Consider the following 12,799-nt stretch of genomic DNA (forward strand, 5'->3'; position numbering starts at 1 on the left):
CATATAGCGGTATTTAAAATTATCTAGGATTTAGAATAAGGGATTTGGCATGGCATTATCTATCAACGAACAGTTAGTAGCAGCTAAAGGGCGCAAACTAAGTGCTACGCCTATTCTCGTTTTAGGCACCTTCATGAGTACCTTGGTGCTAAGCGCCTGTCAGACGGCTCCTTATTCAACGCCCCCTCATACCAGTACCGCCACCACTACTCACCTGCCAGCAGCTAATGAGGTTGAACAGGCGGCCGACTACCCTATTGAGCCTTACATACCGCCTGCCGAGACAGCTAATGCACCTGTCTATCAGCGCTATCCTGGGTCACAAGGTTTTCCTAGTACTGAGCAACCCTCGACAAGTACCAATCCTTTAACTCAGCAGACGCCAATCATTCAACCGTCTCCAACCATTCAACCACCGATAGTTATCCCGAATGAGCCGCTTCCCAGACCTTCGCGTGACGATTATATAATCTCACAGCCGCCAGCAACACCATCACATAGTGACCTGCTAGAGCGTGCGCGTCAGAACTCGCAGCAGCAAAGTCATAACACTACCAGCAGTCAAAGCGACCTGCCAGCATTTCGCAGCTTGATGCAAACGGGCACCAACCAACTCAAAGCGGGTAATTTGACTGCCGCAGAAAACAGCTTTACCCGTGCTCAGCGCTTAGCACCAAGATCCTCAGCAGTATATTTTTATCTGTCACAAGTGGCATTAAAGAAAAATCAACCACGCAAAGCAGAAGCGATGGCACGTCGTGGCCTAACCGTTTCCGAAGATGCCAACCGCCGCCGTGCACTATGGCAACTCATCTTAGTTTCAGGACAACAGCAGAACAATGCGCGCGTCGTGCGTGAAGCTCAACAAGCACTTAGGTAATTGCAACACTTTAAGCTTTGAACAACTTAAAGCAATAGTCGCTGGTCATAGCAATGCTGGCGACTATTGCTTTAGATTTATTAATTTTTATATATTGTTCTTTGTCTAATTTAAGCTCAACTCTCTAACTTAAACTCAATTAAGGTTATTTTTATGGCATGGCAACAACTGCACCTACAATGTGAAAAAGCAAACGTCGATCTTGCAGAAGCGCTGTTATTAGAAGCAGGCGCACTCTCTATTGCACTAGACGATGCAGGCGATCAGCCTTTGTTTGAACCCTTACCTGGCGAGTCGCCTTTATGGGATGAGGTCATACTGACGGGTCTGTTTGATGCCACTACTGAGGTTGGTAGTCGACAGGCTGTTGAGCAGTTAAGTCATGACATTGCCGCGCAAGTACAAGCCAGTCGTGTTTGGCTATCAGCCGTTGATGACAAAGACTGGGAGCGTGAGTGGATGTCACATTATCATCCGATTGAATGCGCTAATAATTTATGGATTGTGCCCAACTGGCTGACGCCTCCCGATTTAAATGCTACCAATATCATCATGGATCCAGGTCTTGCTTTTGGCACTGGCTATCACGCGACCACGCGTTTGTGTTTAGACTGGCTCACCGAGCAAGACCTAAAGGATAAAGTAGTCATCGATTATGGCTGCGGTTCAGGTATCTTAGGTATCGCCTCACTCCTCTTGGGTGCAAAACAAGTCTACGCGGTAGATATTGACCCACAAGCAGTACTTGCAACCAATCAAAATGCCGAGCGTAATGATGTTGCTGGGCGACTTAAGGCATTCTTACCAGAGGACTTTACTGACTACTGCGCCCAACATGATGTAATACCTGTTGATGTCATTGTTGCTAATATTTTAGCCAAGCCGCTGATTGGTCTAGCGCCTTACTTTGCCACCTTAATGGCACCCCAAGGTCGGATTGTTTTGGCAGGCCTGATTGAGTCGCAAACAGAGCAAGTAAGTGCAGCTTATGCGCCTTATTTTGCTCTTGATCCCAAGCATGCTTTTACTGCACAAGAAGATCAACATTGGCAACGACTGTCAGGTAAGTTTACATACTAGCTACACTTCTTTACATATGTTACGATAGGGAATCAGTTAAAGCTCACTGGCTTCATACTGCTTCCCTTTCTTATTTATACCTGTTTAATAAATATTCGCTTAAAAAAATAGCGGTATATAGGGGGTAAGACAGCTTTTGGTGAGTGAGTGCGTGATAATTATTGCCGTATCTTTTTGGATTTTGCAAACATGATCTCACTTATAAAAACCCAATGCCCCACTTGCCATACGCTTTTTAGTTTGGCGCCAGCTCAACTGAGCAAGGCGCAGGCGAAAGCGCGTTGTGGCAATTGCCAGCAGGTGTTTTTGGTGAATGAGCATCTGATAGAGACAGAGAGTGAGTCGTCGGCTAAAACCGCCACTGTGCAAAAATCCACGACAGTCAATACACAAAAAAAAGCAACTCAACAAAGCGGCTTTTTAGATTCCGATACTTTGACTCATGACGATATGCCGCATGCGCAGATGCAAGATAACGATGCACAAGATAACTCTCTAGATGAGATGGACGCATGGCTCTCACAGCCCAACTCGGCATCAATAGATAATATAATTCAAAGCTCTCGCTCTCAAAGCAATCCATCTAATCATACATCTACAGTTACAACACACAAAAAAACGCCTACGACAGTACGCAAGTCAAAAAAACCTACTAACCATGCAGTGGTTACTGATGAAAAAAGTATGAGTCGCTCCACGAGCTCAGCACCAGCGTCTGATACTGACTTATCGCAACTATTGACCAATATGGGTGTGCCAGAACCTAGCAACATTACAGCGCTTAGCTCAAAACGAACAAACACCACTCATTCTAAAAGCCCTGCAGTACAAGCTCAAGCTCAACACCCTGCTGCATTAATATTATGGCTGAGTGGTTGTTTGGTGTTGGTAATGCTATTATTTGCACAGTATGTTATTTTTAATCTAGAAACCTTGATCAAAGATCCAGACCATGCAGCACGCTTGCAAGCCGTTTGTGCGGTTGCCGTTTGTAGTTTACCTAGTGCTGATTTAACGACATTAAATATCACCAACCTCAATGTCAAACCCAGTAATATCAAAGCTGCTGATCAATTTAGTGACATTGAGGCATGGTTGGTCAATCAAAGCTTACAACCGCAGCTGCTACCAAGTCTGAAAGTGAGTATTTATGGCGCCGATAGTTTGATTGGCGAGTTCATTGCAATGCCAGGCGATTATCTGGCTAGCCCGCAAAACCTACTAACAGCCGAACAAATCAAACCTTTGATGTTCACTATTCCAATTACTCAAAAACAAATCCGTGAAATTACTATCGACCCTATTTATTAATACCCTATTAAGACAAATGCTAGAGCGTGTTGAACAGAATACCTTACTGCATTCTCGTCACTCTTGAGGACATCACCTTATGGCACACCGCGCACACATCTCTGCCAACCGTTTTGCCCAAAGCTATACTCATCCTGACCATCATAGTCTGGATAGCGATCACCAGAATAACCACTATCAAACCTCTCCTAATGTAGAATCTCATTCTGATAAATCAGATCATGGCGACAGCCACTCTTACGACGACACATCCGCACCGATAACTATCGATCCACAAGCTCCATTACGTATGCACGTCGAACGTGTGGTTCGTGAATACTTTGCAGCGCTGGGTGATGAAGTTCCAACAGATCTTTATGAGCTTATCTTAAAAGAAGTGGAGCTGCCGTTATTGACTGTGGTTCTTGAGCAAACCCGCGGCAATCAAACAAAGTGCGCACAAATCTTGGGTCTCAACCGCGGCACCCTACGCAAAAAAATGAAAACTTACCATTTAATGTAGTTTATCTAAAAAAACATACATATTTACACCATAAAATGGCCTAGGGTTTTGTGTAAACTCGCCAGATGTTTTATCATAGCAGTCCTAAAATCTAGAAAATCAATTGGCAGTATTTAAATATCGATGAATACTGCCAATTGATAATGAAGCATCATTCCTCGTTTTTATCACTACTATGCTCGGTGACTCATAGCTTGAACCAATGACAGCTATGATTGCCATTACTATCCTGCCAGACATTTATGTCAGGCTTTTTTTATGGAACTGTTTTTATGGGTACAAAACCGCTTGCTCTACTCTCGGTCTCTGATAAATCCAACATCGTAGAATTCGCTCAAGGATTGATTCAGTCAGGATTTGGTCTGCTATCTACTGGCGGTACTTATCGTTTACTTAAAGAACACAACGTAGAGGTCACTGAAGTATCAGACTATACTGGTTTTCCTGAAATGATGGATGGCCGTGTCAAGACGCTTCATCCAAAGATTCACGGCGGCATCTTAGGACGTCGTGGTACGGATGATGCAGTTATGAGCGAGCATCAGATTGATCGTATTGATCTGGTCGTGGTCAATCTCTATCCATTTGCTGAAACGATTGCTCGCCCTGACGTTACCATGAAAGATGCCATCGAAAACATCGATATCGGTGGCCCTACTATGGTACGTGCTGCTGCTAAAAACCATGCCCACGTAGGTATTGTCACTGATCCTGCTGATTATGAACGTATCATTGCAGCCTTGACAGGTAATGGCCAGCTAACTGCGGCTCTACGTTATGATTTAGCCGTAAAAGCCTTTGAACATACTGCCCAGTATGATGGCATGATTGCTAACTTTTTAGGTAGCCGCGTCAATGAGACTCAGCAGCCAGAAACCTATGCACGCACATTGAATCTACAGCTCGATAAGGTCCAAGACTTACGCTACGGTGAAAACCCGCATCAACAAGCGGCTTTTTATGTGGAGAATCATCCAGGTCGTAGCCAACAAGCGTCTATTGCAACAGCTAAACAGCTACAAGGGAAAGAGCTGTCTTATAACAATATCGCTGACACCGATGCTGCCCTTGAGTGTGTCAAAGCCTTTAGCGCTCCTGCTTGTGTGATTGTCAAACACGCCAACCCTTGTGGTGTCGCAGTTGATAGCGATCAGGTTGCCGCTTACCGTACTGCCTTTAGTACAGACCCTGAGTCTTCTTTTGGTGGCATTATCGCCTTTAACCGTCAGCTGACCACCGCGGCTGCCAAAGCCATTATCGACAACCAGTTTGTAGAAGTCATCATTGCTCCTAGCATTGAAGAAGGCGTGCTAGAAATAACTGCCAGCAAGAAAAACGTACGTGTGTTGGTTTGCGGCGAACTGCCTGCTCCCGATCAGCGTCAAACACAGCTCGACTATAAGCGTGTCAATGGTGGCTTGCTAGTACAAGAGCAAGATCTAGGCCTAATCACTGCTAATGAGCTAAAAATCGTCACTGACGTACAACCAACAGAAGCGCAGATCGCTGACCTATTATTTACTTGGAACGTGGCAAAATATGTCAAATCTAATGCCATCGTTTATGGTAAAAATCAGCGCACGATCGGTGTCGGCGCAGGTCAGATGAGCCGTGTCAACTCAGCACGTATCGCTGCTATCAAAGCTGAGCACGCTGGACTGGCGACTGCAGGTGCTGTCATGGCCTCAGATGCCTTCTTCCCGTTCCGTGACGGCATTGACAATGCTGCAGACGTTGGTATTTCGGCTATCATTCAGCCTGGTGGCTCTATGCGCGACGATGAGACCATTGCTGCGGCAAACGAACATGGTATTGCGATGGTATTCACCGGCATGCGTCATTTCCGTCACTAATCTGATCGATAAATCGTCATTAAAATAAAGATTGTCCACTAAAAAAGCCACTGTATAAAATACAGTGGCTTTTTTTATGCGGCTTTCCTGTGGGTTGATATCGGTCAAACAAGCATTAAGTACTGGGTCATTAGCGACAGGCCTTTAGCGACCTTGTGCGCCAGCCATATTGGCTTCATTGATATCAACTTTATAGACCAAACGTAGATAGTCTAAATAATCTTGTAATTGGTCTTGCCCTAAATTATCACGGATAATATTGGCTGTTTGCGACTTTTCAAGATCAGATAGCTGTGACTGGCGCTGTGTCTCGATGCGATCACCGACTAGCACACTGGCGCCCATTTCTGTTTCACTGGCTAATGCCACAATACCATTCTCAGGAGCCTGGGTACTAAATGCTAGGCTACGTTCTTTCTCTGTTAATAAAGCATTCTGGCGACTCACCTCACCCAATGCTTGCAAGCTTGCTGAGTACTTACTGATATCAGCAGGGGTTTTAATATTAGCGGCTAACTGCTTGGCATCTTTGAGCGCCAGTGCACTGGCTTTTTGTTGACGCAATATCTGTGTGATTCTTGGCGTTGCTGCTGTCAAGGCGAGGATTTTGGTCGGACGATAATTACTCGGTTGTACCCATACCGTCCCCGTTCCTACTTCAATACCTGCTGTGACGGCTTGATCTTGAATCGTAAACTCATCAAAGGCCTGATTGATCACCGCTGGTTGTGACAACGCTGAGGTATTATTTTCTTTAAGGTAGTCTTTGATACGCTTAAGTGCTACGTTTTCTTGTTGCGCGATATCCTCGATACTAAAGCCATCCGCTGCCAAGTCATTGATTGCAGTTACTTTATCCGCATAGACTGCTTGACGCTTATACTCTTTAGCTTTAGCGGTAAGCTCCTCACGCATGCTCTCCATAGTAGGCACTTTATTACCACTGTCTTCTGTTATCATAAATATCTGATAACCAAAGCTGGTTTTAATAGGTGCTGTCACGTCACCCACGCTCAAACCTTGAAGCGCCGTTTCAACAGCGGCAGCGTCATCACCAAACACTGATGGATTAAAGCGTCCAATGGCGCCGCCCGTCTCGCCAGATGGGTCATCTGACTCAGCTTGCGCAAGTGCTGTAAATGACTCACCTTTATCTAAACGATTTTTGATGCTTTCAGCACGTGCCTTGGCACCGTCACCCGTTACTAGGATTTGACTAAGCTGACGCTCATCGACGACAGCCAGTCCCTGTTTATAAGCCTCATATTGCTGCTGCAGCTCTTCTGTGGTGATATCATCAACCTTGATCGTCGATGGGCTGATCTGGATATAAGCCAAATCTACCATAGCATCACTTTTGAGCGTGTCTTTATTGGCATCATAATAAGTCTGTATATCAGCATCAGTCAGATTAACTTGCTGCTGATAATCCTGCCAGTTAAACCGTTGGAGCCAAACATTACGTGACTCTAGCTGCAAGTCTATCAACTGGTTGACAGCTTTCATTGGATAAATGGCCGTACCGACAATACTGGCATTAAGCTGATCAAGGCTCAGCTGATTGCGAAATTCAGCAAATAGCTGGTCTTTAGTCATGCCGCGCTGACGCAAAAAGAATGAAAACTGCTCGTTAGAAAACTCACCATTCTCATCTTTAAAGATCTCTTCTTGCAGTAGCAGGCGGTTGATTGTGTCATCAGACACCGTCATCCCAAGCTTGCCTGCTTGTTGTTCAAGCAAAGTACGGTCAATGAGGCCTTTGAGCACTTGCTCATGCAGCACATCTTCGTTTAATAAACTGGCATCATCGAGTTGCTCTAGTATCTCAGAGCGTCGGCTATTAACAGCATTCTGATACTCTGACAGCCCTACACTTGCCTCACCTACCTGAGCGACCTGATTAGGATCAACCCCACCTTGAAAATAGCTTTCGATACCTAAGAGTGCGAGTGGTGATAGGCATAGAATCAATAAAATGCGACCAGGCCAGCTTTTTAAAAAATCGCGCAATTTATCCATAATTATTTCTACTTTTTAAGCTAAATTGATGAAAAACCATTGCAACACAGCCAATATTATTTAAGCCTGCAGTGGAGTGGTGAGGGACATCCGTACTATCTACACTTATATTCAGTTGATACATATAGTGAGTGTTTTTTATACATACACAACTTATGTAAATAGCAGCGTCACGCGCGCCCTATGATACGTGATTTTTGACTTAGACTCAAAATATTCACACTACTAACATACAAATTTTGGCAATAAAAAAAGCACCTTTATTAAAAGATGCTTTTTTACTGCTTGCGTTGCCATTTAAAACTTAAACGGCAACCTTATATTTACAAGCAAAGAGTCGCTTAGTTTAAACGCTCTTTTAAGTTTTTACCGGCTTTAAAGCTTGGTACTTTGCTTGCTGGAATCGCAAGCTCTTCACCTGTCTTAGGATTACGGCCAGTACGTGCTTTACGGTCTTTTACGCTAAACGTACCAAAACCAACTAATGAAATGCTATCACCAGCTTCTAGAGCTTCGCCGATGCTTTCCATTACTGCATTTAGTGCATCACCAGCTTGTGTTTTGTTTAGGCCGCTTTTGTCTGCGATGCTATCAATCAATTCTGACTTATTCATAAAATTTCCTTCAAGTTTAAGGGCTGTAATAAACGCTAACGTCAGGCATTGTATCGCCCTCAGAGTATTTAAGCAATAAAAACAAATCTCAATGTCTTTATTTACAGATTTTGCGTTATTAACGCCTTTATATCAAGGCTACATAAGGAGCGCAAGTGATTTTACATTTTTTCGTAGCCTATCTTACTTATTTAACACTTAACGTTACGCAATTCAACTGTCAATGATCGCCTAACATATAAACTTGTATTGAATTTACAAAACAATTGGTAAATCTCAATTATTTACCAATGAGCACATCTATATGCGTTACTTTTTATAATGAAGACGTTATGATATACGCGTTATAATTTCCACGCTATCAGTCGCCTTGTGCCACATATTACTTCTAGATATTATTTTTACTTATAACTTGCCCAATAAAATGGATTATTTACATGAAGCGTTCTACGTTATCTCACTCTCTTCTTAATATCATCTTAGTGTTCGCTGAGTCAGCATTGACGCTCGTATTGCGCTTAGATCCTGAGTTACGTAAAGCCGCTTATCCTCTTGCCAAGCAAGGTACTGTCGTCTGCTTACGATTATATTTACCTCATGTGGAAGTATTTGCAACTTTCAGCTACAAAGGTGTGTTATTAGACGCTCAATTACCTGCTGATCGTAGTGAGCCTGACATTGTCATTAATGCTTATAGTATCCAGGTATTAAATGCCATCACCTCTCATGGCAGTGATGCCACCGATAAATTACAAATGCGCGGTGAAGTCAGCCAAGTACAGCAGCTGAAACAGTTCATTATGCAACTGGGCATGGGCAGCCTGATTCAGAGCGTTATCAAGAGATTTAAAGGTGGTAATAGCAAGAACAAGCCCAGTGCTGAAGAAACGGAAGAGAAAAAAAATGAATACAAGCTACGTATTAAAGAACAGCAAACTCAAATCAACACCTTAACTATCAAAAACCGTGAGCTTGAAACCACTGTAAAAGAGTTACAAAGCAAACAAAAGACATTGACCATTTCTGCTGTAGTTGCCATAGTGATTGCGATTATCGCTCTTATAGCGTTATTTATAAACTAGTCATGTACCTATTAGTCATGTAGTCATGCACCTATCATGGCAAGTAGCTGCTCATCTTTTTTTTATGCGCTCAATGGCTATATTAAAATGACGATACCAGCTAGCTGTTGAGCCTTTTGCTGAGCCATCCTCTATACCTATCTTCTAACTACATATATCATCAGCCGCCCATCTGTATTTATCTATATTCTTCAGTATAAATATTATGGTTTGATTCTATTAATAATGGTGATAGATAAGATTAACCATTCAACGACATTTCAATCTTGACTAAATTACTCGGGATTAAGTATAATGACTCTATCGCAGCACATATCAGGTTATTCACCTGTTGTTTGACAGCGGTAATATTAGAATTACTTAATTTAGATTTATTAGCAGGGTTGATATCTGTAAAGTTCAGCTTAACGACCCAAATTATGATAATAAGCTCGTGATTGAACTTAGCCTATCATTTATCAGCTTGGAGATACTTTATGCGTTTAACTACTCGAGGTAGATATGCCGTTACTGCATTGCTAGATTTGGCGTTACAAACCAGCCAACAAGACAGCGCGGTCTCTCTATCTGATATTGCCAAACGACAGTCTATATCTATTTCGTACCTTGAGCAGCTGTTCTCCAAACTCCGCAAACGTGGATTAGTCACTAGTATACGTGGCGCTGCAGGCGGTTATCATCTAGCCAAGCCATTGCATGAGATAGATGTGATGAGCATTATATCTGCCGTTGACGAATCAGTGAATGCTATGCAGTGCGAAGGACGTGGTGACTGTCAAGGTGGCGCAATGTGTTTAACCCATGATTTATGGTGCGCATTGTCCAATCATATCGAACAGTACTTGAAAAATATAACATTAGCGCAATTATTAGATATAGAAAGTGTGCAGTCCGTATCATTACGTCAGCACCTATCTTCTACAAAAGAGTTTTCTTTGAAAGACATTAACACTATTACCTTATCGACCAGCGAGGCAAACCCAGCATGAGCCAACATAACTCCCTTATTTACTTAGATTACGCTGCCACTACGCCAGTTGCCAAATCGGTGGCTGCAAAGATGAGCGAGTATCTGACTGTAGATGGTATCTTTGGTAACCCAGCCTCGCGCTCACATGGCTACGGTTGGCAAGCAGAAGAAGCAGTAGAAACGGCGCGTCAGCAAGTTGCAGAAGCAATTAATGCCGATCCACGTGAGATCGTCTTTACTTCTGGTGCCACAGAGTCAGACAACTTAGCTATTAAAGGTGCTGCGCATTTTTACCACTCTCGTGGCAAGCACATCATTACTAGTAAGATTGAGCATAAAGCCGTCCTGGATACTTGCCGAGAGCTTGAGCAAGAAGGGTACGAGATTACTTACCTTGAGCCACAAGCCGCTACTGGCCTAATCATGCCAGAGCAAGTTAAAGAAGCTCTGCGTGACGATACCATCTTAGTATCACTCATGATGGTGAACAACGAGCTTGGCACAATCACAGATGTGGCGGCTATTGGTGAGATCACTCGTGAAGCTGGCGTTATCTTCCATGTAGATGGTGCACAGTCTATCGGTAAAGTACCTGTCGATCTTGCAAAGATGAAAATCGACTTGATGAGCTTTTCAGGTCACAAAGCATACGGCCCTAAAGGTATCGGTGCCCTATTCGTCAGTCGTAAACCACGTGTGCGTCTAAAAGCAGAGCAGCACGGCGGTGGACATGAGCGTGGCATGCGTTCAGGTACACTACCGACGCATCAAATCGTTGGTATTGGTGAAGCATTTGCTTTGGCTAAAGAGCGTTATGAAGAAGATCATGCACACGCAGCAAAACTGCGCCAAAAACTGTGGGACGGCCTACAAGATATCGAAGAGACTTACCTAAATGGTGATCTTGAAAATAGCGTACCTAATATTGTGAACATCAGCTTTAACTTCGTTGAAGGCGAATCATTGATGATGTCGCTAAAAGACTTAGCAGTATCATCAGGGTCAGCCTGTACATCAGCAACGCTTGAGCCATCATACGTATTACGCGCTATCGGTCGCCCAGACGAGTTAGCACACAGCTCGATTCGCTTTAGCTTTGGTCGTTATACGACTGAAGAAGATATCGACAGAGTGATCAAGCAAATGCATGAAGCAGTCGACAAATTACGTGCCCTATCACCACTTTGGGATATGTACCAAGACGGCGTAGATTTAGATTCAGTCGTATGGGCTGAGCACTAAAATTAAAAAAGCGACATGGTTATGACACATAGCCATTAAACAATTGATCAGACAATGACAAAGACAGTTTTTATTAACTGAATGTTTGACCCCAATTATCGATGAGTAGTGAGACATTCAAAGTCAGTAACTGACTACTCATCATCTAACTAGGAGAAAACCCCATGGCCTATAGTGACCAAGTTATTGATCATTACGAAAATCCACGCAACGTCGGCAATCTTGATAAAGATGCCAAAAACGTTGGAACTGGTATGGTTGGTGCCCCAGCTTGTGGCGATGTGATGCGTCTACAAATCCAAGTCGATGATAACGGTATTATCGAAGATGCACGCTTTAAAACTTACGGCTGCGGTTCAGCAATTGCTTCAAGCTCGCTCGTGACTGAGTGGCTAAAAGGTAAAAGCTTAGATCAAGCTGGCGAAATCAGAAACAATGACATCGCAGAAGAGCTTGCATTACCACCAGTAAAGGTGCATTGCTCTGTACTTGCAGAAGATGCCATCAAAGCCGCTATTAGCGACTACAAAGGCAAGCATGGCGCTGCTGAAGCAACAGAAGAAGCGACGAGCTAAGCCTGTTAGCGTAGAAACTATTAGCATAAAGCTATATTGTAGTAGCGCAGTAGAGAACCCTTCTCGAAGCTACTAACGCTAAAGAGGTGACAATGACGCTTATGTAATTGTCACCTTTTGCTTTTAAAAATTTATTCACAGACTGTTGTGGCAATCATATATTTCATCAGTTGCCAGTTTAAACAGGACTGTTCATAGAGAATTGTATTAAAATATCATTATTAATTTTGATAATCAGTAGGGGTTGGCATGATTGAAATGACAGAACGCGCCGCTCAGCATGTTCGAGATTTTTTGGACAATCGCGGTAAAGGCGAAGGTATTCGAGTTGGCATTCGTACAGCCGGTTGCTCAGGCTTGGCTTACGTTTTAGAGTTTGTAGATACGCCTGACGAAAATGACACACGCTATGAAAGCCGTGATGTCAGTATCTTTATTGATCCTAAAAGCTTGGTATATTTAGATGGCTTGTTAATGGATTATGAAAAAGAAGGATTGAACGAAGGCTTTAAGTTCACTAACCCAAATAAAAAAGGCGAATGTGGTTGCGGTGAGTCCTTTACAGTTTAATAACTTAACGCTTCTGAGTTTATAGCATGATCTTTTACTATCAGGCAGTGACGAACGACTAATACTGTCGTTAGCTCAGTGCTGTACATCCGTTCGCAAGC

The 12,799-nt window shown here is 43.3% G+C and carries 12 protein-coding genes; 10 read left to right on the plus strand and 2 right to left on the minus strand.

The window, feature by feature from the left end:
- The first annotated feature begins 49 nt into the window (after nt 1-49).
- The 5 genes from JMX03_RS09835 (at nt 50) to purH (ending at nt 5,626) form a co-directional block, all read left to right on the plus strand.
- Nucleotides 50-880, plus strand: a complete 831-nt coding sequence (locus tag JMX03_RS09835) for a tetratricopeptide repeat protein (RefSeq protein WP_201596479.1) — start codon at nt 50-52, stop codon at nt 878-880.
- A gap of 153 nt (nt 881-1,033) precedes the next feature.
- Nucleotides 1,034-1,960 (plus strand): 50S ribosomal protein L11 methyltransferase, encoded by a 927-nt coding sequence (prmA, locus tag JMX03_RS09840; RefSeq protein ID WP_201596481.1) that lies wholly within the window; start codon nt 1,034-1,036, stop codon nt 1,958-1,960.
- A gap of 189 nt (nt 1,961-2,149) precedes the next feature.
- Nucleotides 2,150-3,271, plus strand: a complete 1,122-nt coding sequence (locus tag JMX03_RS09845; RefSeq protein ID WP_227695925.1) for a zinc-ribbon and DUF3426 domain-containing protein — start codon at nt 2,150-2,152, stop codon at nt 3,269-3,271.
- Nucleotides 3,272-3,560: 289 nt separating this feature from the next.
- Complete coding sequence (locus JMX03_RS09850) at nt 3,561-3,773, plus strand: helix-turn-helix domain-containing protein (RefSeq protein ID WP_201577160.1); 213 nt, start codon at nt 3,561-3,563, stop codon at nt 3,771-3,773.
- Nucleotides 3,774-4,045: 272 nt separating this feature from the next.
- Complete coding sequence (purH, locus tag JMX03_RS09855) at nt 4,046-5,626, plus strand: bifunctional phosphoribosylaminoimidazolecarboxamide formyltransferase/IMP cyclohydrolase (RefSeq protein ID WP_201596485.1); 1,581 nt, start codon at nt 4,046-4,048, stop codon at nt 5,624-5,626.
- A 144-nt stretch (nt 5,627-5,770) separates the two neighbouring features.
- Here the strand turns inward: purH and JMX03_RS09860 are convergent, their stop codons facing one another.
- Both JMX03_RS09860 and JMX03_RS09865 read right to left on the minus strand, forming a co-directional pair.
- Nucleotides 5,771-7,645, minus strand: coding sequence for a SurA N-terminal domain-containing protein (locus JMX03_RS09860; protein ID WP_201596487.1), 1,875 nt, complete (start codon nt 7,643-7,645; stop codon nt 5,771-5,773).
- A gap of 341 nt (nt 7,646-7,986) precedes the next feature.
- Nucleotides 7,987-8,259, minus strand: a complete 273-nt coding sequence (locus JMX03_RS09865) for an HU family DNA-binding protein (protein ID WP_201574257.1) — start codon at nt 8,257-8,259, stop codon at nt 7,987-7,989.
- A 437-nt stretch (nt 8,260-8,696) separates the two neighbouring features.
- Here JMX03_RS09865 and JMX03_RS09870 point away from each other — a divergent pair, with 437 nt between their 5' ends.
- The 5 genes from JMX03_RS09870 (at nt 8,697) to iscA (ending at nt 12,698) form a co-directional block, all read left to right on the plus strand.
- The gene (locus JMX03_RS09870; RefSeq protein ID WP_201596489.1) at nt 8,697-9,341 is read left to right on the plus strand and encodes a hypothetical protein; all 645 of its coding nucleotides are present in this window, start codon (nt 8,697-8,699) and stop codon (nt 9,339-9,341) included.
- A gap of 476 nt (nt 9,342-9,817) precedes the next feature.
- Nucleotides 9,818-10,330: an Rrf2 family transcriptional regulator gene (locus JMX03_RS09875; protein WP_201596490.1), complete on the plus strand. Its 513-nt coding sequence runs from the start codon at nt 9,818-9,820 to the stop codon at nt 10,328-10,330.
- Nucleotides 10,327-11,553: an IscS subfamily cysteine desulfurase gene (locus JMX03_RS09880; RefSeq protein WP_201574254.1), complete on the plus strand. Its 1,227-nt coding sequence runs from the start codon at nt 10,327-10,329 to the stop codon at nt 11,551-11,553. The genes JMX03_RS09875 and JMX03_RS09880 overlap by 4 nt, the downstream gene beginning before the upstream one ends.
- Before the next feature lie 164 nt (nt 11,554-11,717).
- Nucleotides 11,718-12,128 carry a Fe-S cluster assembly scaffold IscU gene (gene iscU / locus JMX03_RS09885; protein WP_201596492.1) on the plus strand — a complete coding sequence of 137 codons (411 nt, stop codon included), beginning with the start codon at nt 11,718-11,720 and terminating at the stop codon, nt 12,126-12,128.
- A gap of 249 nt (nt 12,129-12,377) precedes the next feature.
- Entirely contained in the window at nt 12,378-12,698 is a 321-nt protein-coding gene (gene iscA, locus JMX03_RS09890) for an iron-sulfur cluster assembly protein IscA (RefSeq protein WP_201574252.1), read from the plus strand.
- Nucleotides 12,699-12,799 lie beyond the last annotated feature (101 nt).

The organism is Psychrobacter fulvigenes, from assembly GCF_904846155.1.
Lineage (GTDB): Bacteria > Pseudomonadota > Gammaproteobacteria > Pseudomonadales > Moraxellaceae > Psychrobacter > Psychrobacter fulvigenes.

Excerpts from the sequence above, each read along its gene's own strand:
- JMX03_RS09865 (WP_201574257.1), bottom strand. The coding sequence starts at position 8,259 with ATGAATAAGTCAGAATTGATTGATAGCATCGCAGACAAAAGCGGCCTA.
- JMX03_RS09870 (WP_201596489.1), top strand. The coding sequence starts at position 8,697 with ATGAAGCGTTCTACGTTATCTCACTCTCTTCTTAATATCATCTTAGTG.
- JMX03_RS09880 (WP_201574254.1), top strand. The coding sequence starts at position 10,327 with ATGAGCCAACATAACTCCCTTATTTACTTAGATTACGCTGCCACTACG.
- iscU (WP_201596492.1), top strand. The coding sequence starts at position 11,718 with ATGGCCTATAGTGACCAAGTTATTGATCATTACGAAAATCCACGCAAC.
- iscA (WP_201574252.1), top strand. The coding sequence starts at position 12,378 with ATGATTGAAATGACAGAACGCGCCGCTCAGCATGTTCGAGATTTTTTG.
- JMX03_RS09875 (WP_201596490.1), top strand. The coding sequence starts at position 9,818 with ATGCGTTTAACTACTCGAGGTAGATATGCCGTTACTGCATTGCTAGAT.
- prmA (WP_201596481.1), top strand. The coding sequence starts at position 1,034 with ATGGCATGGCAACAACTGCACCTACAATGTGAAAAAGCAAACGTCGAT.
- JMX03_RS09845 (WP_227695925.1), top strand. The coding sequence starts at position 2,150 with ATGATCTCACTTATAAAAACCCAATGCCCCACTTGCCATACGCTTTTT.
- JMX03_RS09860 (WP_201596487.1), bottom strand. The coding sequence starts at position 7,645 with ATGGATAAATTGCGCGATTTTTTAAAAAGCTGGCCTGGTCGCATTTTA.
- JMX03_RS09850 (WP_201577160.1), top strand. The coding sequence starts at position 3,561 with ATGCACGTCGAACGTGTGGTTCGTGAATACTTTGCAGCGCTGGGTGAT.
- purH (WP_201596485.1), top strand. The coding sequence starts at position 4,046 with ATGGGTACAAAACCGCTTGCTCTACTCTCGGTCTCTGATAAATCCAAC.
- JMX03_RS09835 (WP_201596479.1), top strand. The coding sequence starts at position 50 with ATGGCATTATCTATCAACGAACAGTTAGTAGCAGCTAAAGGGCGCAAA.